This is a genomic window from Pseudoalteromonas sp. FUC4 (assembly GCF_008370255.1).
In the GTDB taxonomy this organism is placed as follows: domain Bacteria; phylum Pseudomonadota; class Gammaproteobacteria; order Enterobacterales; family Alteromonadaceae; genus Pseudoalteromonas.
Window position 1 is genome coordinate 128,432 of record NZ_SEUI01000001.1, and the last position, 24,985, is coordinate 153,416.

Here is a 24,985-nt window from a genome sequence, read left to right on the forward strand (position 1 = left end):
GATAAATTACATGTGTGGTATCGTTGGAATAGTCGGAACATCCCCTGTCAATCAGGCGATTTATGATGGCTTAACTGTTTTGCAGCACCGTGGTCAAGATGCCGCGGGTATCATTACCATTGAGAATAATACGTTCAGCTTACGCAAAGCAAATGGCTTAGTGAAAGACGCTTTTCACACTCGTCATATGAAACGACTACAAGGTACGATTGGTCTTGGCCACGTTCGCTATCCTACAGCAGGGTCTTCAAGCTCATCTGAAGCACAGCCTTTTTATGTCAACTCACCGTTTGGTATAGCGCTTGCCCATAATGGTAACCTTACTAATGCAGAGGCTTTAAAAGAGCAGTTATTCTCAGAAGCACGTCGTCATGTAAATACAACATCTGATTCAGAAATCTTACTCAACATCATGGCACATGAACTAAGTAAATCTGATAAGTTGCATTTAGACCCTGAAGATATATTTACTGCGGTAACCGAGGTAAATAATAAAGTAAGCGGTGGTTATGCAACAATTGCTATGATCATTGGTCACGGTATTGTTGCTTTTCGCGACCCGAATGGTATCCGTCCACTTGTATTTGGTAAACGTGAGACTGCAAAAGGCACTGAGTACATGTTCGCCTCAGAAAGCGTTGCTTTAAAACCGGACGGCTTTGAGTTTGTGCGTGATGTTGCCCCTGGCGAAGCTATATATGTTACAGAAGAAGGTGAATTTCATTCACTTAGTTGTGCAGATAAAGCATCTTACTCGCCGTGTATTTTTGAATTTGTTTACTTTGCTCGACCTGATTCAACAATAGACCGTATGTCTGTGTACGCAACACGCGTAAACATGGGGACTAAGTTAGGTGAAAAAATTGCACGCGAATGGGCTGACAAAGATATTGATGTAGTTATCCCAATCCCAGAAACTTCATGCGATGTAGCACTGGAAATTGCACGAGTGCTTGATTTACCGTATCGCCAAGGTTTTGTTAAAAACCGCTATATTGGTCGTACATTTATCATGCCTGGCCAAGAGATGCGTAAAAAATCAGTGCGTCAAAAGCTAAACGCAATTGATCGCGAGTTTAAAGGTAAAAACGTATTATTGGTCGATGACTCAATTGTTCGTGGTACAACATCAGCACAAATTGTTGAAATGGCTCGAGAATCTGGTGCTAAAAACGTTTACTTTGCATCCGCAGCGCCTGAAATACGCTTCCCTAATGTGTACGGTATTGATATGCCTTCAGCAGCTGAGCTTATTGCTCACGGCCGTGAAGTAGAAGATATTAACGCAAGTATTGGCTCTGATGGTTTAATCTTTCAATCGTTAAAAGATTTAATTGCTGCGGTTAGCCAAGAAAATCCTGAAATTACTAAGTTCGAAACCTCAGTATTTGATGGGCAATATATTACAGGCGATATTGATCAAAACTATTTAAACCGTATTGATGAGCTACGTAACGATTCAGCAAAAAGCACCCGCGAAAGTGCGATGTCTTCTAGTTTAGAGATTCACAACCAAGACGAAAATGAAGCTGATTGATGGTTATTGATAAAAACTATTAAATATAAAAAAAGGAGCTAATAGCTCCTTTTTTGCGAAGGAAAGAAAGGGAACATTTCTATCAAACACGACTCTTTATTAGCTAAACTTTATTAAGTAAACATAGGGCTAACAATCCCATTTGTCCAAAGCATCGCTGTTACAGCTAAAATAATAACCAGTAATATTAATCCACACGTTACAACCGAGCTGGCGTAAATAAAGCCACGCTCTTGTGGAATATGCATAAGGATTGGTACGCCGGTATAAAGTAAGTAGACCGAGTAAGCTAGTGCAATAATTCCAATACACACTACAAACCAAAGTACAGGCCAAAAGGCGGCAAGTGCCGACATAAACACAGGCGTTGCAGTATAAGCTGCAAGTTCAAGTGTTTGTGTAAATGTAGGCTTAGAGCCAAATGTAACGGCCATCCAATGAGCTAAATATGCCAATGCAAAAACACCCGCTATTAAAGCAAAATACATTGCACCTGCAATTAATAACGCACTGTCGTGCGTTAAAAATACAGGGTCGCCTGCACCTATACTCCATCCTAAATAAACAGATGAGTAATAACCCATTATTGACGGAAACAAAGCAATTAGTAAAATATGCGATAAGCTATAGGTTAAACTTTCATGGCGATTATCTATTGTTTGCCATTCTTCAAGAGGGTGAGCATAAATGCCCCAGAGGTGATTTAGTATCATAGTGCTTACTCCATAAAAGGAACGTATTACTGTTTTGGTTGGTTTATTTTTATACAGTCTATGTACAGTTATGGTTCACTTATTTTGCAAAGTCAAGTTAACTCACTATTAACATTTTTACGCAGGTTAGGGCTTTGATTTATCCCAACCAAAATTTCGTGTTAAAATAACGGCATATCAAATTTATTTAGTAATGAGCAGCCAACGTGCCACATAGCCAACTTTTAGAGCCGATCAATAACTTTTTAGTGTGTACAACCCCACAGCAGTGGGTGGAGCAGGCAATTAAAAAAGAAAACTTATCAGTAATCTTAATCGATCACTTAATTTGTGAGTTAAAAGCGGCTCAAAGTGCGATGTTTTTAATACGTAAATACGCTGTTGATAAAGAGGGCAGTGATGCCTTACTCGAGTGGCTAAAGCCATTTGAAACGCTCATTTATAAGCGTGAAGGAAATTGGCGTGATCTCGCGGCTAAAAATAAGCTAACCAAATCAATAATTCCTAAATCTAATTCGCCATATGGACAAGATTTAATTGATAAAATGGTATTGTTGATAAAAGAAGAGTTGCATCATTTTTACCAAGTGCTCGAAATTATGGACGAGTGCGGTGTAGAGTACCAAAGCATTACACCATGTCGTTATGCAAAAGGCATGCTTCGTCATGTTAAAACGTTTGAGCCAAACGCCCTTGTTGATAAATTAATTGTAGGCGCTTACATTGAGGCGCGTTCGTGTGAGCGTTTTGCAAAGCTCGCGCCGCATGTTGACAAACGTTTAGGTGATTTTTATATTTCGCTACTGCGCTCTGAAGCCCGTCATTACCAAGATTATCTAACTTTAGCGCAAGAAATTGCTGATTTTGATATTACCGAACGAGTTAAAGAATTTGGCGAAATTGAAGCACAATTAATTACTTCACAGGATGAAGATTTTAAGTTTCATAGTGGCCTGCCAATAGCACAAAGCTAATTTTCTTTTAAAAAATTAATGTATTCGGCTCTTTTTTGATTGCTGAAATTATGTTTTTTCATGATTTCAGCAATGCTTCCGTTTTCAATTATTATATCAATCCCTCTATTAAATTTTTGTAAGTACTCTTTTGCCCTGTAATTTGATTTAGAGACAACTAAATATAGTTTATGAGAAGCAAGATCTGGCAATAAGTACTCAATTTTATTCTTATCTAAATCAACTTCGTTATTGTGCTCTAGCCAATACTTCCCTACTTCTTTAGTGCCTGCGACCAAATCAATACGTCCTTGTTGTAGCAGGTATAAACTTGTAGGAAGGCTTTTAGTAGATGTTATTGCCAGCTCAGTGTTTCTAGTAAACTCTTGGCTTACAAAGGCATTGTCTTCTGTACCAATACTATAAGGTGTTAATGATTGAACTGTACCATCGAAATTAATAGCACTCTCTTTGCGTTTAAAAATTCCTGAGTGAGCAACTGCAAGTGGGCGAGAGTAGTAAAAAACTTCATTTCTTTTTAATGAGTAAAAAGCGCCTAAAATAGCTGTTTTTCTTTTTTTTTCTAATAGCTTTAGGGCGCGGTCCCATGTCGTAAACTCGGCTTCGCTATTAATGCCTTGAGTTTTAAGGGCTGATTGAGTTATTTCGTATAACCAACCGTTATCAGGAAGGTTTTCGCTAAAATAGGGAGGGTAGTCTTCAGTAACAATTTGCCATGTTTGCTCGCTAAATACTTTGGTAGGAATGGCAATTACTACTATGAAAATTAACAGCTTAATCATTAAACCTCTCACTATTATTCAAATATATAGTTAAATAATAGTCAGGATTTTAAATTATGCGAAAGGCGTGCTAATTAATTCTTGTGATTTAGGGGTAACGACTAAATAAGAGCCTTGGGTATACCAGTCACCTAGCACTGTGCGAGTAAGCGTTTGTTCATTAACTTTATAGGTATGAACATTAGGGCGATGAGTATGACCATGAATCATATTAGTAACGTTATGTTTGGCAAAGGTGGCAAGCACGGCTTCATCTACAACGTCTAAAATTTCGATAGGTTTATCAGCTTGGCTCAACTTACTTTTTTCACGGGCATTACGTGCTATTTTTTTACGATACCAAAGTGGCATTGCAAGCATTAATTTTGGCCACCACCAACCACGGCTTTTTTTACGAAATTTTTGATACTCAGTGTCTTGAGTACACATTTCGTCGCCATGTAAAATAACGGTAGGCGTACCATATAAATCAATGACTGTTTGTTCATCGAGTAATGTCATTGCGGCCATGTCTGCATATTGCTTGCGCATGATGAAATCACGGTTGCCATGTATAAAATAAACAGGTGTTCCGCCATCATTAACGGCGCTTAAATGCTTTGCTACATCGGCACTCAGCTCTGTTATGTAGTCATCTCCAACCCATACTTCAAAAAAATCACCCAAAATATAAAGTGCATCTACATCTTTATTTAGTATATGCGTATTTAAAAAGTCAAAAAATGCAGCACTAATGTCGGGGCGGTTTTCGCTTAGGTGTAAATCTGCAATAAAGTAAGTTTGGCGAGTCATAGGTCAGTCTTTTCGATATAAATAAAGCGGGCGTATACACATTGCGTAAATGCCCGCTGATACTCCACATTACGTGGGTAAACTTACTATTAGCTAACAGTAACGCTTTCGATGATCACGTCTTCAAGAGGTACGTCTTGGTGAAAACCAGTACTACCTGTTGCTACGCCTTTTATTTTATTTACTACGTCCATGCCTTCTACTACTTCAGCAAAAACACAGTAACCCCAGCCTTGCGATGTTTCGCTGCTGTGGTTTAAAAAGTCATTGTTGTTCACGTTAATGAAAAACTGCGCTGTAGCTGAATGAGGATCAGGCGTACGCGCCATTGCTAAAGTACCTATTTTATTAGATAGGCCATTATTAGCTTCATTTTTAATTGGGTCGTTAACTTCTTTTTGTTCCATACCTGGTACAAAACCACCGCCTTGAACCATAAAACCATCGATTACACGATGAAAGATAGTGCCGTTGAAAAAATCAGCATTTGCATACTCTAAAAAGTTTTTAACTGTGTTTGGAGCTTCTTGCTCAAACATTTTAATGGTGATGTCACCAAAATTGGTGTGTAGAACAACCATGTGTTTTCCTATATCCGGTTTAAATATTGGCGCTATTTTATCGTAGTTGGCTAAGATTAACAAAGTAGATGTTTGGTTTGTTATAAAGCGCTAGAGCAGGGGCTTTTCAAGTGGTAACATGACTGTTCAAGTAAATAGTCAAGGACTCAAAGTAAATGGTAAATATATACAACACACTCACGCGACAAAAAGAGCAATTTAAACCTATGGTCGAAGGCAAAATCGACATGTATGTGTGTGGTATCACCATTTATGATTACTGCCATATTGGACACGCTCGTACTTTTGTAGGGTTTGACGTTATTGTGCGCTACTTACGTCATATTGGTTATGATTTAAAATATGTACGCAATATTACCGATGTTGACGATAAAATAATTAAACGTGCAAATGAAAATGGTGAGTCTATAAACGACTTAACTGTGCGCATGACTAAAGCGATGCATGAAGATTTTGATAGCCTGAATATGCTACGCCCAGATATTGAGCCAACAGTTACAAGCCATATGGATGAAATCATCGTTATGGTTAAGCGCTTGATTGAAAAAGGCCATGCCTATGTTGCAGCTGATGGCGATGTATTATTTGATGTTTCAACGTTTGAGCAATACGGCGCGCTATCTCAGCAAGATTTAACAATGCTTCAATCAGGTTCTCGCGTTGAAGTGGCTCAAGATAAAGACGATCCACTTGATTTTGTGTTATGGAAAAAAGCAAAAGCAGGTGAGCCTTCATGGTCATCACCGTGGGGTGAAGGGCGTCCTGGTTGGCATATTGAATGTTCGGCAATGAGCTCAAAACACTTAGGTGAGCATTTTGATATTCACGGTGGGGGGTCTGATTTACAGTTTCCACATCATGAAAACGAAATTGCCCAGTCGTGCTGTGCAAACAACGGCAAGTATGTAAATACATGGATACATACTGGTATGGTGCAAGTAAATAAAGAAAAAATGTCTAAGTCGTTAGATAACTTTTTTACTGTGCGTGAAGTTTTAAAAGCATACGATGCCGAATCTGTTCGTTATTTTTTAATTTCAGGGCATTACCGCAGCCAATTAAATTACTCACAAGAAAATTTAGACCAAGCGCGTTCATCACTTGAACGCATTTATACAGCGCTTCGTGATGTTGAACCGGTAGAATGCGATTTAGAAGGCAATGAGTTTGTTGCTAAATTTAGAAAGGCAATGAATGACGACTTTAATACACCAGAGGCACTACCTGTGTTGTTCGAACTTGCTAAAGAATTAAACCGCGTAAAAGAAAGTGACGCAGGTCAAGCTGGCAAATTAGCGTTTATACTGCGTAGCCTTGGTGAAGTGTTAGGCGTTGCTCAACAAGCACCGGAAGCTTTTTTACAAGGTGGGCAAGATGACGACGAAGTTGCGACAATTGAAGCATTAATTGTAAAACGTAATGAAGCACGTGCTAGTAAGGACTGGGCTGCTGCTGATGAAGCTCGCGATGCACTTAATGCATTAGGTGTAATACTTGAAGATTCAGCTGGTAAAACAACGTGGCGTAAAGCGTAAGCGTTTAAAGTAATTCAGGTCAAACTAAAAAAGGGTTGCCAAATGGCAACCCTTTTTTGATTTTTTAACAGCTTAGCTGTGATATTTTTCACACGCTTCAAGTGTGTTTTCAATTAAGCTTGCGACAGTCATCGGGCCAACACCACCTGGTACAGGTGTAATAAAATGCGCTTTTTGTTCGGCCACACTGTATTGAACATCACCGACTAGTTTACCCGTATCTAAGCGGTTAATGCCCACATCGATAACAATAGCGCCTTCTTTTATCCAATCTCCCGGTATAAATTCAGGTTTACCGACAGCCACAACTAATAAGTCAGCGCGGCGAACATGTGTTTCTAAGTCTTGAGTAAACTTATGACAAACAGTGGTAGTACAACCTGCTAATAAAAGCTCTAACGACATTGGACGACCAACAATATTTGACGCGCCAACGACAACTGCATGCATACCTTTATAACGTACACCCGTTGAATCAAGTAATGTAATTATACCTTTAGGCGTACATGGGCGAAGGGCAGGCATACGCTGTGCTAATCGACCAATGTTATATGGATGAAATCCATCAACATCTTTATGTGGGGTAATACGTTCTAAAATCTTTTCAGCATCAAGACCTTTTGGCAGTGGTAACTGCACTAAAATTCCATCAACTTCGGCATCATTATTTAGCTCGTCAATTAAATCTAAAAGAGTTTGCTCTTGTGTGTCCGCAGGTAAATCAAATGATTTAGAAATAAAACCTACTTCTTCACATGCTTTACGTTTTGAACCAACATAAACTTGGCTTGCTGGATCAAGTCCTACAAGTACTACTGCAAGTCCTGGTGCACGTAAACCATTTGCTACACGTTCACTTACGCGTTCTGCTACAGCGCTACGTACTTGTTTTGCGATTGCCTTACCATCAATGATGTTTGCCGTCATGGGTGACCTTTAATTGGGGTTAATTAACTAGATACCGATACTCTAAAAACGAATGCATAATAAAATAGGGGTTAAAATGCTAATAAAGAAAACATACTCTTTATTTGACTCGTTTTATAATGTGCTTACTATTTTCGCAGAAAAGCATAGCAGCGCCAAGTTGCTTTTAAGGTATATAACGTTTGAGCTGTTAAATAGTTTAAAATTCAGCCGACTATTATAATATTTAACCATTGTGCACTAAAAATGAGCACTTGATTGGTTTTCTTAAAAAAACGTTTGACCTAACCCCGTCAAATCACTATTATGCACCCCGTTGTCAACGAGGTCACTCGCTATCAATAATAAGTTTCGGCGATTAGCGCAGTTTGGTAGCGCACTTGGTTTGGGTCCAAGGGGTCGCAGGTTCAAATCCTGCATCGCCGACCATTTTTTTATAATTTTTTATAATCGAATAGCTTATTGGTAAAATATGAAGTTTTCGATGCGCCCATAGCTCAGCTGGATAGAGCAACGCCCTTCTAAGGCGTCGGTCGAAGGTTCGAATCCTTCTGGGTGCACCATTTGAAAACATGTAAATATAGCGGTGATTGTAGCTCAGTTGGTAGAGCCCCGGATTGTGATTCCGGTTGTCGTGGGTTCGAGCCCCATCAGTCACCCCATTTACAACGAATATCGGCGATTAGCGCAGTTTGGTAGCGCACTTGGTTTGGGTCCAAGGGGTCGCAGGTTCAAATCCTGCATCGCCGACCATTTTCTTAAAATGGTCTTAAACTCTCAGTTTAAGTGTTCAGTATGAAAAAAGAAGTTAATTCTTCAATGTCGGCGATTAGCGCAGTTTGGTAGCGCACTTGGTTTGGGTCCAAGGGGTCGCAGGTTCAAATCCTGCATCGCCGACCATTTTCTTATCTAATAAGAACAATAAATAAATTCCTCTAAGTTATAAATCTAAATCTGTTAGCCTATAATTCTATTAAATAATTTCTATTTTATTCTATTTAGTCCGTAGTTAGCCTGTTTTTTATTCAGTTAGTCTTTATAGTCCCTTATCTAGTCCAAATAATTGCCCCCTATACTCGACTATCATAAATATTAGGTTATAATGCCGCGTCTATTGTTTAACATAGTGCCCGAAGGGCAAAGCAGCAATGGTGTCTCATGGTAGCGACGGATGCTTTTAAGTGTGAAAAACCGCTTAAACTTTATCAAGACTCATGCAGAACACTTTGTTTGTAAAGGAAGGCGAACAGTCGCCAAAATTGAATATTGAGGTAAATCATGCAAGTTTCTGTTGAGACGACCCAAGGCCTTGAGCGCCGTATAACTATCACCGTTCCTTCAGAGAACGTTGAGACCGAAGTAAAAAAACGCCTACAACAACTGTCAAAAACACAGCGTATAGATGGTTTCCGTGCTGGTAAAGTTCCAGTATCTGTAATTAACAAGCGTTTTGGCCCTGCAGTTCGTCAAGAAGTTGCTGGCGAAGTAATGCAACGTAATTACATTGAAGCAATCGTTTCTGAAAAAATCAATCCAGCTGGCGCGCCTACATTCGCTCCTAAATCACTTGAAGCAGGTAAAGATTTAGAATTCTCAGCAACGTTTGAAGTTTACCCTGAAGTTGAAGTTCAAGGTTTAGATAAAATTACTGTTGAAAAACCAGCAGTAACAGTAACTGACGAAGATTTAGCTAACATGCTAGAAACACTTCGTAAGCAACACGCAGAGTGGACTGATGTTGATGCAGCTGCTGGCGAAAACGACCGTGTAACAGTTGATTTCGTAGGTACTATCGACGGTGAAGTATTTGAAGGCGGCAAAGCTGAAGACTTCCCATTAGAACTTGGCCAAGGTCGTATGATCCCAGGTTTTGAAGATAACATCGTAGGTAAAAAAGCAGGCGAAGAAGTAGTTGCTGATGTGACTTTCCCTGATGATTACCACGCTGAAAACTTAAAAGGTAAAGCGGCTCAATTCACTATCACAGTGAAAAAAGTTGAAGCGCAAGAGTTACCAGAATTAAGCGAAGAGTTTGCAACTAAATTCGGTGTTACCGAAGGCGGCGTAGACGCGCTTAAAGAAGAAGTTAAAAAGAACATGACACGTGAGCTAGACCAAGCGGTTAAAGCAAGCGTTAAAGACCAAGCAATCAAAGGTCTTTTAGCTAACAACGAAATTGAAGTACCTAAAGCACTTGTTGATCAAGAAGTTGATGCTCTACGTCAGCAAGCGGCTCAACGTTTTGGCGGCGACGCTCAAAACATGCCAGAGCTTCCAGCTGAATTGTTCCACGAGCAAGCTGTAACACGTGTTAAAACTGGCCTTTTATTAGGTGAAGTGATTAAAGCTAACGACATCAAAGTTGATGACGCTAAAGTTGAAGCATTAATTGCAACAGTAGCTTCTGCATACGAAGATCCAACTGAAGTAGTAGAATACTACAAAGGTAATGATCAACTTATGCAGCAAATGCGTAATGTAGCAATGGAAGAGCAAGCTGTTGAAGCTATTTTAGCTAAAGCAGTTGTTACTGATGTTGAAAAAGCATTTGATGACATCATGAATCCACAGCAAGGTGCTTAATAAGTCATTGACTTAAGCTCTCGCTAACGATTAAATGGCTCGTGTTACTCTGTTTATACAGCGTGCCCGGGCCATTTTAGTTTTTGGCTCTAAATTTGCGAAAAACGATAACTATGCTTCCTTATAATAAGGATAAGTATAAGCGCATAAGGAATTAAATAAGTATGAATACTGGTATTACAGATCCCCTAAATGCATTGGTCCCAATGGTTGTTGAACAAACACCGAAAGGCGAGCGCTCGTATGATATTTATTCGAGATTATTAAAAGAGCGTATTATCTTTTTAACAGGTCAAGTTGAAGACAACATGGCAAATCTGATCTTAGCGCAAATGCTATTTTTAGAATCAGAAAACCCTGATAAAGATATCTTTTTATATATCAACTCACCAGGTGGTTCAGTAACTGCGGGTATGGCTATTTACGACACAATGAACTTCATCAAACCAGATGTAAGTACAATATGTGTAGGACAAGCTGCAAGCATGGGTGCTTTTTTACTTACTGCTGGTGCTAAAGGTAAGCGTTTTTGCCTACCAAACTCACGTGTGATGATTCACCAACCATTAGGTGGTTTCCAAGGTCAAGCATCTGACTTTGAAATACACGCTAAAGAAATTCTGTCTATTAAAGATAAGCTTAACCGCTTAATGGCTGAGCATACAGGCCAACCATTGGATATTATCTCTAAAGACACAGATCGTGATAACTTCATGAGTGCTTCGCAAGCTGTAGATTACGGCTTGGTAGACTCTGTGTTTACAAATCGCGACAAAAAGTAAGCGCTTGGTAAGCAGGACTGCCTGTTTGCCACTTTGAGTTACTATGCGAAAACCAATAAATTTTGGTATAGTTAAAGCGTATTGAAATAGCCGCCAACAGGTTTGGTGGCCAACGTAATAAAATGAGGTAGCTGAATGTCTGACACTCCTACAGACGGCGACAAAAGTAATAAATTGTTATACTGCTCTTTTTGTGGCAAAAGCCAACATGAAGTGCGTAAATTAATTGCAGGCCCTTCAGTATACGTTTGTGATGAATGTGTAGAGTTGTGTAACGATATTATCAGGGAAGAGATTAAAGACATTGCTCCTAAGCATGATACGTCTGACAAACTACCTGTACCAAAAGAAATTCGTAACCACTTAGACGATTATGTTATTGGTCAAGATCATGCTAAAAAAGTATTGTCTGTTGCCGTTTATAACCATTATAAACGCCTACGTAACCAATCGACTAAGCAAGACATTGAATTAAGTAAAAGTAATATTTTGCTTATTGGCCCAACAGGTAGTGGTAAAACATTACTTGCAGAAACATTAGCGCGCCTACTTGATGTGCCGTTTACTATGGCCGATGCCACTACATTAACCGAAGCAGGTTATGTAGGTGAAGATGTTGAAAACATCATTCAAAAGCTTTTACAAAAGTGCGATTACGATGTCGAAAAAGCACAGCGCGGTATTGTCTACATCGATGAAATTGACAAGATTTCTCGTAAATCTGATAATCCTTCAATTACGCGTGATGTATCAGGCGAGGGCGTTCAACAGGCGCTACTTAAACTGATTGAAGGCACCGTTGCTTCTGTTCCACCGCAAGGTGGTCGTAAACATCCACAGCAAGAGTTTTTACAAGTAGATACATCTAAAATCTTGTTTATTTGTGGTGGTGCATTTTCAGGCCTAGATAAAGTAATTGAGCAACGTAGCCATAAAAACACCGGTATCGGTTTTGGCGTTAGCGTAAAAGAGTCTGCGGCGAGTCGTTCTTTAAGTGAAACATTTAAAGACGTAGAACCAGAAGATTTAGTTAAATATGGCTTAATTCCTGAGTTTATAGGCCGTTTGCCGGTAGTGGCTACATTAACAGAGCTTGATGAAGCAGCTCTTGTGCAAATATTGAGTGAACCTAAAAACGCGATTACTAAACAGTTTTCAGTATTGTTTGGTATGGAAGATGTTGAACTCGAGTTTCGCGATGATGCCTTAGCTGCAATTGCTCACAAAGCAATGGAGCGTAAAACAGGTGCACGTGGTCTTCGTTCAATTGTTGAAGGCGTATTACTTGATACTATGTACGAACTTCCTTCAATGGATGATGTAAGCAAAGTGGTTATTGATGAAACCGTTATTAAAGGTGAGTCAGACCCAATCTTGATTTATGAAAATAATAAGCAAGATAAAGCTTCATCAGAATAGTTTTTAAGCTATTTGAATGGAAAAAGGAGCCTTAGGCTCCTTTTTTTATAATTAATTTAATCGAGTTAGGGAAAATTGTTGAACTTTAATTAGGTTATCCCCATATACTTGAGTAATCTTTAAAATAAATGAAGTGCGAAGAGAAACTATAATGACGCTTGAGAGAACCGACCGAGTCGAAATCCCAGTCCTTGCACTGCGCGATGTTGTGGTATATCCGCACATGGTGATCCCGCTTTTTGTTGGCCGTGAAAAATCAATAAAATGCCTAGAAGCGGCAATGGACAAAGACAAACAAATTTTCTTAGTTGCACAAAAAGATGCAACTGTAGATGAACCAGAGCAAGATGATATTTATCGTATCGGTACTATTGCCACTGTACTTCAGTTATTAAAATTACCAGATGGTACAGTTAAAGTTTTAGTCGAAGGTACACAGCGCGCACAAATTGAAGAGTTTGTTGATAACGATGATTTTTTTGTCGCTAATGCTCAATTTATTGAATCTGATTCTGTAGATGAACAAGAGCAAGATATTTTTATCCGAAGCGCAATTAGCCAGTTTGAAGGCTATGTAAAGCTAAATAAAAAAATTCCACCTGAAGTACTAACTTCGGTTTCAGGTATTGATGAGCCAGCACGTCTTGCCGACACAATGGCAGCGCATATGCCGCTTAAAGTACCTGAAAAACAAAAAGTGCTCGAAATTTCAAGTGTTACAGAACGTCTTGAATATTTAATGGCACTAATGGAAGGTGAAATAGACTTACTGCAAGTTGAGAAGAAAATTCGTACCCGTGTTAAAAAGCAGATGGAAAAATCTCAGCGCGAGTATTACCTCAATGAGCAAATGAAAGCCATTCAAAAAGAACTTGGTGAGCTTGATGATGTGCCTGACGAATTTGAAGCGCTCAAAAAGCGTATTGAAGATTCTGGCATGCCTGATGAAGCTAAAGAAAAGGCAACTACAGAGCTCAATAAGCTTAAAATGATGTCGCCAATGTCTGCCGAAGCGACTGTAGTGCGTTCATACATAGATACATTAATTAATGTGCCATGGAAAAAACGCTCTAAAGTGAAAAAAGACTTAGCAGGCGCCCAAAAAATTCTTGATAGCGATCACCACGGCTTAGATAAAGTAAAAGAACGCATTATTGAGTACCTCGCGGTGCAACAGCGTACTAATAAGCTCAAAGGGCCAATTTTATGTTTAGTTGGACCACCTGGTGTTGGTAAAACATCACTTGGGCAATCTATAGCGCGTTCTACTGGTCGTAAATATGTGCGTATGGCACTTGGCGGCGTACGTGATGAGGCTGAAATTCGCGGTCATCGTCGTACTTACATTGGTTCTATGCCAGGCAAGCTAATTCAAAACATGTCTAAAGTGGGCGTTAAAAACCCATTATTCTTGTTAGACGAAATCGATAAGATGTCATCAGACATGCGCGGTGACCCAGCATCAGCATTGTTAGAGGTGCTTGATCCCGAGCAAAACAGTCATTTTGCCGATCACTATCTTGAAGTAGATTATGATTTATCTGACGTTATGTTTGTAGCAACATCAAACAGCTTTAACATTCCTGGTCCATTGTTGGACCGTATGGAAGTTATTCGCTTGTCGGGTTACACCGAAGATGAAAAGCTAAACATTGCAAAAGAGCACTTAATTACTAAACAAGTTAAACGTAACGGCTTAAAAGAGTCTGAAATAGTTATCGAAGACAGCGCAATTATTGGCATTATTCGTTATTACACACGTGAAGCGGGTGTACGTAACTTAGAGCGCGAAATTTCGAAACTATGTCGTAAAGCAGTTAAAAATATCTTACTTGAAAAAGACACTAAAATAGTGACTATCAATCAAGATAACCTAGAAGACTTTTTAGGTGTGCAGCGCTTTGATTATGGTAAAGCTGAAGATGGCGACCGTATTGGTCAAGTTACAGGTTTAGCATGGACAGAAGTTGGCGGCGATTTGCTAACAATTGAATGTGCGGCAGTGCCAGGTAAAGGCAAGTTAAGTTACACCGGCTCTCTTGGCGATGTAATGCAAGAGTCGATTCAAGCGGCAATGACGGTTGTGCGTAATCGCGCTGATACTTTCCGTATTAACAGCGACTTTTACGAAAAACGTGATATTCATGTACATGTACCTGAAGGCGCAACACCAAAAGATGGTCCAAGTGCGGGCGCAGCTATGGTAACGGGTCTTGTATCTAGCTTAACGGGTAATCCTGTTCGAGCAGATGTTGCTATGACTGGTGAAATTACGCTACGCGGTGAAGTACTTCCTATTGGTGGTTTAAAAGAGAAGTTATTAGCGGCGCATCGTGGTGGAATTAAAACAGTGATCATTCCAAAAATTAACGAACGTGACTTAAAAGAGATACCAGACAATGTGCTGGCAGGTCTTGATATTCACCCAGTTACTTGGATTGACGAGGTGTTAAAGCTTGCTTTAGTGCATCCTGTTGAGAGTTTTTCGGTCGAAACACCTAAAAACCAAGAAAAAACATAAAAAAAGTGCTTTTTAGGGCTTTTCAAATCTAAACGGTATGATAAGTTAAGCACTGGTTTTCAAGCCTAGCCCTTATGGGGCCTAGGCTTAAGAAAAATATAATCATGTGGGCATTAAAAGTTTGCTCTAAAATTTTCAAAAAAGTGATGTTAGTTTAAAAAACCATCGCTCTTGATAATAACAATGAAAGAGGATGATATTGTGAATAAATCTCAATTAATCGATCAAATCGCAGCTGATGCTGACATTTCTAAAGCGGCTGCAGGTCGTGCACTAGATTCATTCATCGAATCTGTTTCTGGCGCGCTAAAAGATGGCGACTCAGTTGCACTTGTAGGTTTTGGTACTTTCTCAGTACGTGAACGTGCTGCACGTTCAGGCCGTAACCCGCAAACTGGTGAAACTATCCAAATTGCTGCTGCAACTATTCCAGCTTTCAAAGCCGGTAAAGCGCTTAAAGACGCAGTAAACTAATCACTGTTTTAAACACATTAGTTATGGCGAGTGTAGAGTTACTGATTCACCACAACAGATGAGTTAAGTAACTTTTCCGCCAGTTACTTCAAGTGAAAAAGCGTATCTGGTAAGATACGCTTTTTTTACATGTGACAAGGTAAAATACCTTGATCAAAAAGAGATAAACAAATGCTTGAGAAAATCAGAGAAGGTTCGCAAGGACCTGTAGCCAAAATAATTTTAGGCGCGGTGATTTTATCTTTTGCCTTAGCAGGGATCGGTAGTTACTTAGGTCAAACCACAGAACAACCCGTTGCTGAAGTAAATGGAATTAAAATTAGTCAAACCGATTTTAACCGTGCTTACCAAAATGAACGTAGCCGTTTAGAGCAACAATTTGGTGAATACTTTACACAAATTGCAGCTGATCCAAATTACATGGCACAAATTCGTCAAGGTGTAATTGACCGCTTAGTACAACAAGAATTGCAATCACAGCTAGCGGCTGATTTAGGCCTTCGCGTAAGCGACGAAAGTGTACGTAAAACAATTTTAGAATTACCGTACTTTCAAATTGGTGAAAAATTCAATAACGACCGTTACCTACAAGTAATTCGTCAAATGAATTTTCAACCAGATGCTTTTCGTGAATATTTACGTAAAGATATGACACGTAGCCAGGTAGTATCTGCTGTTGCCGGTACAGACTTTGCCCTAGAGAGCGAGCTGAAAAGTGCAATTGCTCTTCAGCAGCAAACTCGTAGTATTGATTACGTAGTTGTAAACAAAGAGGCACTTGCCGCGAATGTTGAAGTATCAGATCAAGAAGTATCTGATTACTACGACCTAAACGCATCTCAATTTTTATCTCCAGAGCTTATCTCAGTAAGTTACATTGAGCTTAAAGCCGCAGATATTAATGTTGAATCGGTGACCGAGGATGACGTTAAAGCGTATTATGAGCAAAACAAAGCACAATACGTTGAGCCAGAAAAGCGTCGCGTATCGCATATCTTAATTGATAACAGTGAAGACGACGATGCAGCTAAAGAAAAAGCTAACGCGCTACACGCTCAACTTGAGCAAGGTGCAGATTTTGCAGAGCTTGCTGAGTCATCGTCTGACGATATCGTTAGTGGTGAAATGGGCGGCGATCTTGAGTGGATTGAGCGTGACGTAATGGACCCTGCATTTGAAGACGCGGCTTTCGCGCTTGAAAATAAAGGTGATATTTCTGACGTTGTTACTTCTGAGTTTGGTTATCACATAATTAAACTTACTGATATTCAACCACAACAAGTTAAAGCGTTTGACGATGTTAAAGCTGACTTACGTGCTGAATTAGAGCAAGCTGAAAAAATAGATGCATTTTATGAAAAGCAAACTGAAATGGGTGCACTTGCATTTGAAATTTCAGACCGCTTAGATGATGCTGCAGAAGTTGCTGAAGTGGAAGTTAAATCTACACCTCTTTTAGCACTTAATGCTCTACCAGAGCCGTTAAACAGCCCTGCAGTTGTTACAGCATTAACATCAGTTGATTTACTTGAAGATAAAGTAAATTCTGAAGTTATTGAGCTTGGCGATGAGCATGCAATCATTGTTCGTATTAACGAGCACAAAGCTGCTGCTACTAAGCCGTTAGATGAAGTAAACGAGGAAATTAAAGCGCGTTTAGTTAATGAAAAATCATCTGAGCTTGCTAAAGAAAAGGCACGTAGCTTATTTGCAGAAGTACAAGCAGGTAAGAGCTTAAACGATGTTGCTAATGAGCAGAGCTTAACACTTCGCCAAGAAGCGCAGTTAACACGTCAAAGCTACACTGTTTCACCTGCTATTGTGACTCAAGCTTTTAAAATGGCTCACCCAGCGGATTCTGCGGTAGTCGACCTCGTTAATTTAAATAATGGTGATGCAGCAATTGTTGCGCTTAAGTCGGTAACAGATGCACAAGTTGCAGCTAATATTGACCCTCAAGCAAAACAAAGCATTACTATGGCGCAAGCTAATAAAAACTACATGGTATTTATTGAAGCGCTTAAAGCCAATGCTGAGCTTAACTTACCAGCGGCTACACAAACTGTTGAGTAATTAATTTTAGCTCATAAAGAAAGGCGCTTTTAAAGCGCCTTTTTTATTGTCTTAAATAAAGTTGATACTATACCAATCTGCTCATATATGGGGTCTATTTAACGTTAAGAAAATTACGCTAGAAGTAGGCAAAAGTTTTTGTATCTAGTGATCTAAATAAAAATTTTTTAACGACGTTATAGTGCAATTTAATTCGTTAAATCGATCAAAGATTTATACAGGTTGGTATTAATTACCTCTGGCAATAAACTCAATTCGATTGCCGCTAGGCTCTCTTATCATCATATGTTGGGTTGGGCCGCTACCTAAGTTTTCGGGTGCAAACTCTATAATAATATTATTTTGCATTTTTAAGTGTTCATGTAGCTCGCTTAACTTTTTGATACTTTCAACACTGAGTGCTAAATGGTGTAAGCCCACATTTTCTGCTCGATTAAACTCCACACGTTTTGCATCGTTTTTCACGCGCCATAATGTAATGGTTATTTTATTGTTTGATAAAAAATAAGCAGGGTAGGCAGGGTCATTTCCTAGCGTTTTAAAGCCAAGTACATCAGAAAAAAATGCTTTGGATGCATCTAAGTTTGATACAGTTAAACCTAAATGATCAACGCCACCAACCCAGTTTTTAATCTTTTTTGGTGTATCAGCAATAGCTGAAGCTGATAGAAAGAGTAGGGGGGAAAGGCTAAGTAGTAACTTTTGTTTAAGCATGAGATCTCTTATTAATTAAATACAATTAATAAGAAGACCCATCTAAATACGGTTACCTTACAAAAAAGTTAGGTATTTATAATCTGTTTTAGCAGCTTAATAAACGCTGCGTTACTTTTGATTGAGGGTTTTGAAAAACATCTTCAGTAGGACCGTATTCAACCACTTCGCCTTTATCAAGTACAACAACAAAATCACTAATATGGCGTACTAAACTTAAATGATGAGTGATCATTACATATGTAAGGCCTGTATCGCGCTGAAGTTTAAGTAACAAATTTACTATTTGCGCCCTTATAGATGGATCTAAAGACGAAACAGCTTCATCAAGTACAATCACCTTAGGATCTAAAATTAATGCACGAGAAAACGCTACACGCTGTAGCTGCCCCACACTAAACATATGCGGGTAGTAGTGTTTATGATCGATTAGCAAACCTACCTTAGAAAGCGTTGCATCAATCTTTTCAGTGCGTTCACTAGCATCAAGCTCAGTATTATATTGCAGGCAATCATCAAGCATTTCGCCAATGGTTAACCCCGGGTTGAGCGATGCAGCTGAATCTTGAAAAATCATACGAATATGGCGACATTGATTATCACGTACGCCATTATCTTCGATAATATTATTCTCGAGTAAAATTTGCCCGCTATCGGCGCTATCAGCTCCTGAAAGTAGTTTTGCCAACGTACTTTTACCTGCGCCTGTTTCGCCAATTATGGCAATGCTTTCACCTCTACCTACGCAAAATGAAATGTTTCTAAGAACTTCAAACTTTTTACGTGAAAAAAGCCCAGCTCGCACATTAAAGGTTTTACTAAGCGCTTGTACTTTTAACAGTGGCTGCATTACTTCATGTCCTTAATTAACGGAAAGTGACACGCATAACTATGCCCATGATGCTTAGTCAGGGCTGGTGTAACCACACAGGCTTTTTGCGCTTGTGGACAACGCGGCCCAAGGCGACAGCCAATAGGCAAATGTTGCAGAGTAGGGATAGTCCCTTTAAGCGCATAAAAAGGTTCTTTATGTGCTAAGCCTTGTTCGTAGTCTGGCAGGCTTTTTAATAATGCTTGCGTGTATGGATGGCGAGGCTGTTTAAATATTTCATGCGTTGGGCCTGCTTCAACCATTTGCCCGCAATACAAAACATGAATGCCATGCGACCAATGTGCAATCTCTTCCAGTTCATGAGAGATCATCAAAATAGACATGTTTTTAAGTTGGTTTAAGCTTTTTAGTAACCTAAATACTTGTGCGCGGGTGGTGCTTTCAAGCGCTGTAGTTGGCTCATCAGCTATTAATAATTTAGGCGTGCGAGCGATGGCCATCGCAATCATTACCTTTTGACATACGCCTTCAGAGAGCTCATGAGGGTAACTACTTAGTACCGCTTCGTGGTTTTTAATACCCACTTTATGAATAAGCGCTTTTACTCTGTCTTTTCTCTCTCGGTTACGTTTTAAAAAGAAACCTTTAGTGGCTAACTCTGGGAGTGTTTCGGCTATTTGGTCAAATATTTTAGCGGTTGGGTCAAGACAGCGACTTGGGTCTTGATAGATCATCGCTATATCTTGGCTTACTATTTTACGGCGTTTCTCTGGGCTTAAACGCATTAAGTCTACGCCGCGCCAATGAATTCGGTCGGCAGTAATGTCCCAGCGCTCGTTTAATACACCAATAATCGCTTTTGCTATTAAGCTTTTGCCAGAGCCAGACTCGCCTACAAGCGCATGTACTTCGCCTTCTTTTAAGCTAAAGCTCACTCTGTCTACGGCTCTAATTACAGTTTCAGAGGTACGTAGTTCAATTGTTAAGTTACGAACATCGAGTAATTGCATTTAATCAGCCTTACGTGCTTTTAGCACTTGTCGCAGGCCATCGCCTACTAAATTAGTAGATAACACGGCTAAAAATAACAGTACACCAGGTAGCGCTACAGTCCACGGCGCTAAATAAATAAGGCCTAGATTTTCGGCTAATATTGCGCCCCATTCGGTCGTTGGTGGCTGAGCCCCTAATTTTAAAAATCCCAGTGCTGAAATATCTAATATCGCAGTAGAAAGCGCCATCGTGAATATAACCACAATATGCTCATAAATATTAGGAAAAATACCGCGCGATATAATATGCCAATTAGATGCGCCATCGAGTCTAAACGCAGTAATGTAATCTTTACTTAATTCATCAACAATTAGGTTGCGCACCGAGTGAATAAACTGCGGTAGTAACGCTAAAATAATTGCCCATACGGTATTCATTAAACCAGGGCCGAGTATGGCGATTATTATTATGGCCAATAACAAAGAAGGAATAGAAAGCGTTATATCAAGTAAGTGATTTAAAAAGCTTGAACGCAACCCTTTACTAATCCCTGCAAAAGTTCCCACTAATACACCAAACAGGGTCGTGATTAGGGCAGCTACAACAGAAAGTCCAAACGTATATGTTGCACCATTCATTAAGCGCGAAAGTACATCACGGCCTAAATCATCGGTGCCTAAAATAAAGCGTACATCGCCCATTTCTCGCCATGAGGGCGGTATGAGTAGTGCATCACTATGCTGTTGGTTTACGCCATAGGGCGCTAAAAAAGGAGCGGTGGCGGCCAATAATGCAAACGCCATAAATATCCATAAACCAACCAAAGCAGGGTGATTGTTTTTAAATTTGCGCCAAAATCGCGCAAGTGGCGATTTATTCGACTCTTCAGAAAATAAATTAAACTTTGCCATGGGCCTGATTCCGCGAGAGTGGATCGAATAAAGTGTAAGTAAGCTCAGTTATGATGGTGGCTAAAATAACAAATAAAGATACCGCCATTAATCCACCTTGAATTGCAGGAAAGTCGCGCTGATAAATACTATCGATTAACCAACGGCCAATACCCGGCCAAGAAAAAATAACTTCGGTAATCATCGCAAGCGTTATCAAGGTGCTAAATTGCAAACCAATTTGCTTAATTACCGGTAGTAGTGCATTACGCAGTGCATGGTGCATGATAAGTTGTCGGCGGTTAAGGCCTTTTGCCCTAGCTGTTTTAATAAAGTTTTGATCCATTACTTTAAGCATAGACTCGCGTGTAAAGCGCACTAAAACCGTGGTTGGATACATGGCCAGTACAACAGTAGGAAGTGTTAAATGGCGCAGCGCATCAACAAAGGCCATCCCTTTATATGGAAATCCAGCGAGAGCAATATCAATTAATATAAACCCTGTACTGGCGGGTATTTCGTAAAGGAGGCCCATTCTGCCCGACATAGGAAACCAGCCAAGCTTTAATGAAAAAACCATTATTAACAACAATGCGAGCCAAAACACAGGCATTGAATAACCTACCATAGTGACAGAGTTTATAAGTTTATCGGGCCAGCGTTTATGATAGCCAGAGCCTAAAATACCAGTAGGTACACCAATAACAACCGATACAATTAATGCATATACGCTTAGCTCTAAAGTAGCCGGTAGTAAGTCAATAATATGGCTAAACACGCTGTTACCAGAGGCAAACGAAAGCCCCCAATCGCCTTGAAATATTCTTCCTAAAAAGGCAATGTATTGCATAAAGTAATTGCTGTTGTATAAATATTTATCCTCAAGCTCACTATGCTGAGCGAAGTTTCCACTTGGTATGCCACTTAAATTACTTAGCGGATCACCGGGAAATAAATACGCCAGTGAAAACGTAAATACGCTGAGCATTAGTATCATAAAAAAGAACAAACCAAGGCGACGTAAAATATAATCTACGATCATTATTTCTTCCTCGCATTAGCAAGCGAAATAGCACCAAACGGGCCAAGTGTTATGCCTTCCACATCAGCGCTACTTGCTTGAAAGCGCAGGCCATGAGCAATAGGTAATAACGGCAACTCTTTAATAATTAAGCTTTGTGCGTCTTCATAGTATTTTTTACGTTTGTTTAAATCAGTGGTGTCTAGTGCTTTAGTAAGCAATAAATCAAATTGGGGATTACACCAGTTTGCTGGGTTTTTGCCACTAAAAGTAGCGGTGCAACTCAGCAGCGGGCTAAAAAAGTTATCAGGGTCGGGTGTATCAGCGGCCCAACCAAGTAATACACTGTCGTGCCTATGCTCGCCAATACGTTGAATAAACGTATTCCACTCATATTCTACAATACTGACGTTAACGCCTACTTTGCGTAAATCACTTTGCATAAGCTCAGCCATTTTACGTGCGTTGGGGTTATAAATACGACTTACAGGCATAGCCCATATCGTCATATCAAAGCCATTAGGTAAGCCAGCTTCAATAAGTAACTTTTTAGCAAGTTCTGGATCAAACGTAGGTATATCTTCTTGTGGCTCAAATGCCCAAGAGGTAGGCGGCAAAATAGATTGTGCGCGGGTACCGTTACCGTAATAAACCGCCTGCATTATTTTATCTACATCTATTGCGTGCGCAAGCGCTTGGCGTACGCGTAAGTCGTCAAACGGGGCACGCTCTGTATTAAATGCCCAATAACCTATGTTTAAGTTTGTTTCTTTTTCGACGTTTATATCATCACGTTGCGCTAAAATGCTCAATTGTGCACTACTTGGATGAGCCGTTACATCGCATTCTTTAGTCAGCATTTTTGCTATGCGCGTAGTGCCGTTAGGGGTTATATCGTAAACCAATTGTTCAAGTGCAACGTCATGCTTCCAATAAAGTGGGTTACGGTAAAAGCGTACAAGGTGATCTCGGCGGTATTCTTTATAAATATACGGGCCGGTGCCAATAGGGTACTGATCAAATAAGTTTTTTTGATTATTTTTCTTAAGTTTCATGGCGTATTCTTCTGAAAGCACCACGGCAAAGTCGGTAGCCATATTAGCTAAAAAACTGCTTTCAGGATTAAATAATTCAAAACGGACTTGGTAGTCAGACACGCGCACAATTTTACGAATAAGTTGATCAATTCCTACACTTTGAAAATAAGGGTAATCGGCATCGCCCACAAAGTGATATGGATTATAGACATCAAATAATCGGCTAAAGGTGAATATAACGTCGTCGGCGTTAAAATCTCGCGATGGGGTAAAATAAGACGTTGTATGAAACTTTACATCTTTACGCAGGGTAAAGGTAACCGATTTACCATCTTTGCTAATTTTCCAATCGGTCGCCAGCTCACTTTGAAACTCTGCCGTAACAGGGTCAATGCTAATTAAGCGGTCGTATAATTGGTTAGCAATTATATCAATAGTTGAACCGGTGGTCGTGACTTGCGGATTAAACGACACAGGGTTAGCTTCAGCGCAATAAACTAAGCCTTGGTTTTTTTCTTCTATGATTTCTTCTTTGCTATCAAGGCAACCAGCTAAAGTGGTGGTAAGCAAAACAAGTAATAATTTATGCACCCGCATAACCTCTGACTATTGTTGATCCAACAAGTTGTATTTTTTAAGATAACCACGTAATTGATGATACGTTAAACCAAGTACTTCTGCAGTTTTCTTTTGATTAAATTGGCTATGTTCGAGTGCTTTATTAATCATGTTTATTTCAAAGTCGTTTGAACGCTCTTTTAAGCTGCACGGAAATTGAATATCAATGGCTGAATCATTGCTTGTTTGAGTAATCGGCGGCGCAACAACAATAGGCTCTGCATTAACAGTTTGAGCTGCCATAGGTGCTTTAATACGCGCTTTTGGTCTAAATGGGCTATCGAATGGGTCTAAAATAATCTGGTGAACGGGAATATGTTCACTACCGTGGCGATACAAACTGCGTTCAACCACATTTTTAAGTTCACGAATATTACCAGGCCAATCATAACTAAGCAGTGTTTCTGTTGCGCTTCGGGTAAAACCGCTAAACAGTTCCCACTCTAAATCGCGCGCCATGTTCATCGCAAACTGCTCAGCAAGAAGCATAATATCGTCTTGGCGTTCGCGCAGTGGTGGAAGGGTAATTACATCAAAGGCAAGGCGATCGAGTAAATCACTTCTAAATTCACCTTGCTCGGCCAAATAAGGAAGATCTTCGTTTGTGGCACACACTAAGCGGGTATCTACTTTTACAGTTTGTTTGCCGCCAACACGTTCAAACTCACCGTATTCTATAACGCGCAGCAGTTTTTCTTGTACCATAGCTGAGGTATTAGCTAATTCGTCTAAAAACAGTGTGCCGCTGTTAGCGCGTTCAAAACGACCTTCGTGACGTTTACTTGCCCCCGTAAAAGCACCGCTTTCGTGGCCAAATAACTCACTTTCGAGTAGGTTTTCGTTAAGCGCTGCACAGTTAAGCTTTACGTAGTTTTGATCCCAGCGTTTTGATAAAAAGTGTAAGCGTGCTGCTATTAGCTCTTTACCTGTGCCGCGTTCACCAATAATAAGTACCGGTTTATCTAAATTAGCCAGTTGCGATACCTGATCTAATACAGACAGAAAGCTATCTGATTGGCCGAGTAAATTATCCTGTTGGCGATATTGGCTCATATTTCCTAACTCTTGGTCATTTTTACTAACAGTTAGTGTATTTCATAATTAGGGATAACTAAAGAAATTTGTATATTTAGTTTAACGTAATGAAAATAAAGTGTATTTTAACTTTTAAAAAGTTGGCAAGCATA

The 24,985-nt window shown here is 39.7% G+C and carries 21 protein-coding genes and 5 tRNA genes; 14 read left to right on the forward strand and 12 right to left on the reverse strand.

All coding sequences use genetic code 11. The annotated features are described in order from the left end of the window. Positions 1 to 10: 10 nt before the first annotated feature. Entirely contained in the window at positions 11 to 1,537 is a 1,527-nt protein-coding gene (gene purF, locus EU510_RS00605; RefSeq protein WP_024596369.1) for an amidophosphoribosyltransferase, read from the forward strand. 113 nt (positions 1,538 to 1,650) lie between these two features. Here the strand turns inward: purF and EU510_RS00610 are convergent, their stop codons facing one another. After that, positions 1,651 to 2,250 (reverse strand): Yip1 family protein, encoded by a 600-nt coding sequence (locus EU510_RS00610; RefSeq protein WP_149591818.1) that lies wholly within the window; start codon positions 2,248 to 2,250, stop codon positions 1,651 to 1,653. A 206-nt stretch (positions 2,251 to 2,456) separates the two neighbouring features. Here EU510_RS00610 and miaE point away from each other — a divergent pair, with 206 nt between their 5' ends. Continuing rightward, complete coding sequence (gene miaE / locus EU510_RS00615) at positions 2,457 to 3,224, forward strand: tRNA isopentenyl-2-thiomethyl-A-37 hydroxylase MiaE (protein ID WP_149591819.1); 768 nt, start codon at positions 2,457 to 2,459, stop codon at positions 3,222 to 3,224. Here miaE and EU510_RS00620 read toward each other — a convergent pair. From EU510_RS00620 to EU510_RS00630, 3 genes are all read right to left on the reverse strand, one after another. Beyond that, complete coding sequence (locus EU510_RS00620) at positions 3,221 to 4,006, reverse strand: transporter substrate-binding domain-containing protein (protein WP_149591820.1); 786 nt, start codon at positions 4,004 to 4,006, stop codon at positions 3,221 to 3,223. The two genes, miaE and EU510_RS00620, sit on opposite strands and share 4 nt — an antisense overlap. Before the next feature lie 54 nt (positions 4,007 to 4,060). After that, positions 4,061 to 4,798: a UDP-2,3-diacylglucosamine diphosphatase gene (locus EU510_RS00625; protein WP_149591821.1), complete on the reverse strand. Its 738-nt coding sequence runs from the start codon at positions 4,796 to 4,798 to the stop codon at positions 4,061 to 4,063. Between the two features lie 89 nt (positions 4,799 to 4,887). Further along, positions 4,888 to 5,379: a peptidylprolyl isomerase gene (locus EU510_RS00630; RefSeq protein WP_002958350.1), complete on the reverse strand. Its 492-nt coding sequence runs from the start codon at positions 5,377 to 5,379 to the stop codon at positions 4,888 to 4,890. 155 nt (positions 5,380 to 5,534) lie between these two features. Between EU510_RS00630 and cysS the strand changes: the two genes are divergently transcribed. After that, positions 5,535 to 6,914 (forward strand): cysteine--tRNA ligase, encoded by a 1,380-nt coding sequence (gene cysS, locus EU510_RS00635; protein WP_149591822.1) that lies wholly within the window; start codon positions 5,535 to 5,537, stop codon positions 6,912 to 6,914. 72 nt (positions 6,915 to 6,986) lie between these two features. On the opposite strand, the gene folD is transcribed toward cysS, so the two are convergent. After that, positions 6,987 to 7,841 carry a bifunctional methylenetetrahydrofolate dehydrogenase/methenyltetrahydrofolate cyclohydrolase FolD gene (gene folD / locus EU510_RS00640; RefSeq protein WP_002958348.1) on the reverse strand — a complete coding sequence of 285 codons (855 nt, stop codon included), beginning with the start codon at positions 7,839 to 7,841 and terminating at the stop codon, positions 6,987 to 6,989. A gap of 352 nt (positions 7,842 to 8,193) precedes the next feature. Here folD and EU510_RS00645 point away from each other — a divergent pair. The 11 genes from EU510_RS00645 to EU510_RS00695 all read left to right on the forward strand — a co-directional run bounded on the left by EU510_RS00645 (position 8,194) and on the right by EU510_RS00695 (position 17,693). Beyond that, positions 8,194 to 8,270: transfer RNA gene (locus EU510_RS00645), tRNA-Pro, on the forward strand. Between the two features lie 57 nt (positions 8,271 to 8,327). Continuing rightward, positions 8,328 to 8,404 (forward strand) — tRNA-Arg (locus EU510_RS00650). A 23-nt stretch (positions 8,405 to 8,427) separates the two neighbouring features. After that, positions 8,428 to 8,503: transfer RNA gene (locus EU510_RS00655), tRNA-His, on the forward strand. Between the two features lie 14 nt (positions 8,504 to 8,517). Then, a tRNA-Pro gene (locus EU510_RS00660) sits at positions 8,518 to 8,594 on the forward strand. Between the two features lie 70 nt (positions 8,595 to 8,664). Continuing rightward, positions 8,665 to 8,741, forward strand: a tRNA-Pro gene (locus tag EU510_RS00665). A 378-nt stretch (positions 8,742 to 9,119) separates the two neighbouring features. Further along, positions 9,120 to 10,424, forward strand: a complete 1,305-nt coding sequence (gene tig / locus EU510_RS00670; protein ID WP_149591823.1) for a trigger factor — start codon at positions 9,120 to 9,122, stop codon at positions 10,422 to 10,424. A gap of 164 nt (positions 10,425 to 10,588) precedes the next feature. Next, on the forward strand, positions 10,589 to 11,206 hold the full coding sequence (gene clpP / locus EU510_RS00675) for an ATP-dependent Clp endopeptidase proteolytic subunit ClpP (RefSeq protein WP_002958346.1): 618 nt from the start codon (positions 10,589 to 10,591) through the stop codon (positions 11,204 to 11,206). 135 nt (positions 11,207 to 11,341) lie between these two features. After that, positions 11,342 to 12,625: an ATP-dependent protease ATP-binding subunit ClpX gene (gene clpX / locus EU510_RS00680; RefSeq protein ID WP_039484425.1), complete on the forward strand. Its 1,284-nt coding sequence runs from the start codon at positions 11,342 to 11,344 to the stop codon at positions 12,623 to 12,625. Positions 12,626 to 12,776: 151 nt separating this feature from the next. After that, positions 12,777 to 15,146 (forward strand): endopeptidase La, encoded by a 2,370-nt coding sequence (gene lon, locus EU510_RS00685; RefSeq protein WP_149591824.1) that lies wholly within the window; start codon positions 12,777 to 12,779, stop codon positions 15,144 to 15,146. 183 nt (positions 15,147 to 15,329) lie between these two features. Continuing rightward, positions 15,330 to 15,620, forward strand: coding sequence for an HU family DNA-binding protein (locus EU510_RS00690; RefSeq protein ID WP_158000827.1), 291 nt, complete (start codon positions 15,330 to 15,332; stop codon positions 15,618 to 15,620). 171 nt (positions 15,621 to 15,791) lie between these two features. After that, entirely contained in the window at positions 15,792 to 17,693 is a 1,902-nt protein-coding gene (locus EU510_RS00695) for a SurA N-terminal domain-containing protein (RefSeq protein ID WP_149591825.1), read from the forward strand. Between the two features lie 228 nt (positions 17,694 to 17,921). On the opposite strand, the gene EU510_RS00700 is transcribed toward EU510_RS00695, so the two are convergent. The 7 genes from EU510_RS00700 to pspF all read right to left on the reverse strand — a co-directional run bounded on the left by EU510_RS00700 (position 17,922) and on the right by pspF (position 24,851). Beyond that, positions 17,922 to 18,407 (reverse strand): VOC family protein, encoded by a 486-nt coding sequence (locus EU510_RS00700; RefSeq protein ID WP_149591826.1) that lies wholly within the window; start codon positions 18,405 to 18,407, stop codon positions 17,922 to 17,924. Positions 18,408 to 18,495: 88 nt separating this feature from the next. Next, entirely contained in the window at positions 18,496 to 19,257 is a 762-nt protein-coding gene (locus tag EU510_RS00705) for an ATP-binding cassette domain-containing protein (RefSeq protein WP_149591827.1), read from the reverse strand. Further along, complete coding sequence (locus EU510_RS00710; RefSeq protein ID WP_149591828.1) at positions 19,257 to 20,249, reverse strand: oligopeptide/dipeptide ABC transporter ATP-binding protein; 993 nt, start codon at positions 20,247 to 20,249, stop codon at positions 19,257 to 19,259. Before EU510_RS00710 ends, EU510_RS00705 begins: the two co-directional genes overlap by 1 nt. Then, entirely contained in the window at positions 20,250 to 21,143 is an 894-nt protein-coding gene (locus tag EU510_RS00715; protein ID WP_002958337.1) for an ABC transporter permease subunit, read from the reverse strand. Further along, positions 21,130 to 22,164 carry an ABC transporter permease gene (locus EU510_RS00720; RefSeq protein WP_149591829.1) on the reverse strand — a complete coding sequence of 345 codons (1,035 nt, stop codon included), beginning with the start codon at positions 22,162 to 22,164 and terminating at the stop codon, positions 21,130 to 21,132. The genes EU510_RS00715 and EU510_RS00720 overlap by 14 nt, the downstream gene beginning before the upstream one ends. Further along, positions 22,164 to 23,771 (reverse strand): ABC transporter substrate-binding protein, encoded by a 1,608-nt coding sequence (locus EU510_RS00725; RefSeq protein ID WP_149591830.1) that lies wholly within the window; start codon positions 23,769 to 23,771, stop codon positions 22,164 to 22,166. Before EU510_RS00725 ends, EU510_RS00720 begins: the two co-directional genes overlap by 1 nt. A 15-nt stretch (positions 23,772 to 23,786) precedes the next feature. Further along, on the reverse strand, positions 23,787 to 24,851 hold the full coding sequence (gene pspF / locus EU510_RS00730; RefSeq protein ID WP_149591831.1) for a phage shock protein operon transcriptional activator: 1,065 nt from the start codon (positions 24,849 to 24,851) through the stop codon (positions 23,787 to 23,789). Positions 24,852 to 24,985 lie beyond the last annotated feature (134 nt).

Excerpts from the sequence above, each read along its gene's own strand:
- purF (WP_024596369.1), top strand. The coding sequence starts at position 11 with ATGTGTGGTATCGTTGGAATAGTCGGAACATCCCCTGTCAATCAGGCG.
- EU510_RS00610 (WP_149591818.1), bottom strand. The coding sequence starts at position 2,250 with ATGATACTAAATCACCTCTGGGGCATTTATGCTCACCCTCTTGAAGAA.
- EU510_RS00620 (WP_149591820.1), bottom strand. The coding sequence starts at position 4,006 with ATGATTAAGCTGTTAATTTTCATAGTAGTAATTGCCATTCCTACCAAA.
- EU510_RS00625 (WP_149591821.1), bottom strand. The coding sequence starts at position 4,798 with ATGACTCGCCAAACTTACTTTATTGCAGATTTACACCTAAGCGAAAAC.
- EU510_RS00630 (WP_002958350.1), bottom strand. The coding sequence starts at position 5,379 with ATGGTTGTTCTACACACCAATTTTGGTGACATCACCATTAAAATGTTT.
- cysS (WP_149591822.1), top strand. The coding sequence starts at position 5,535 with ATGGTAAATATATACAACACACTCACGCGACAAAAAGAGCAATTTAAA.
- folD (WP_002958348.1), bottom strand. The coding sequence starts at position 7,841 with ATGACGGCAAACATCATTGATGGTAAGGCAATCGCAAAACAAGTACGT.
- tig (WP_149591823.1), top strand. The coding sequence starts at position 9,120 with ATGCAAGTTTCTGTTGAGACGACCCAAGGCCTTGAGCGCCGTATAACT.
- clpP (WP_002958346.1), top strand. The coding sequence starts at position 10,589 with ATGAATACTGGTATTACAGATCCCCTAAATGCATTGGTCCCAATGGTT.
- clpX (WP_039484425.1), top strand. The coding sequence starts at position 11,342 with ATGTCTGACACTCCTACAGACGGCGACAAAAGTAATAAATTGTTATAC.
- lon (WP_149591824.1), top strand. The coding sequence starts at position 12,777 with ATGACGCTTGAGAGAACCGACCGAGTCGAAATCCCAGTCCTTGCACTG.
- EU510_RS00690 (WP_158000827.1), top strand. The coding sequence starts at position 15,330 with ATGAAAGAGGATGATATTGTGAATAAATCTCAATTAATCGATCAAATC.
- EU510_RS00695 (WP_149591825.1), top strand. The coding sequence starts at position 15,792 with ATGCTTGAGAAAATCAGAGAAGGTTCGCAAGGACCTGTAGCCAAAATA.
- EU510_RS00700 (WP_149591826.1), bottom strand. The coding sequence starts at position 18,407 with ATGCTTAAACAAAAGTTACTACTTAGCCTTTCCCCCCTACTCTTTCTA.
- EU510_RS00705 (WP_149591827.1), bottom strand. The coding sequence starts at position 19,257 with ATGCAGCCACTGTTAAAAGTACAAGCGCTTAGTAAAACCTTTAATGTG.
- EU510_RS00710 (WP_149591828.1), bottom strand. The coding sequence starts at position 20,249 with ATGCAATTACTCGATGTTCGTAACTTAACAATTGAACTACGTACCTCT.
- EU510_RS00715 (WP_002958337.1), bottom strand. The coding sequence starts at position 21,143 with ATGGCAAAGTTTAATTTATTTTCTGAAGAGTCGAATAAATCGCCACTT.
- EU510_RS00720 (WP_149591829.1), bottom strand. The coding sequence starts at position 22,164 with ATGATCGTAGATTATATTTTACGTCGCCTTGGTTTGTTCTTTTTTATG.
- pspF (WP_149591831.1), bottom strand. The coding sequence starts at position 24,851 with ATGAGCCAATATCGCCAACAGGATAATTTACTCGGCCAATCAGATAGC.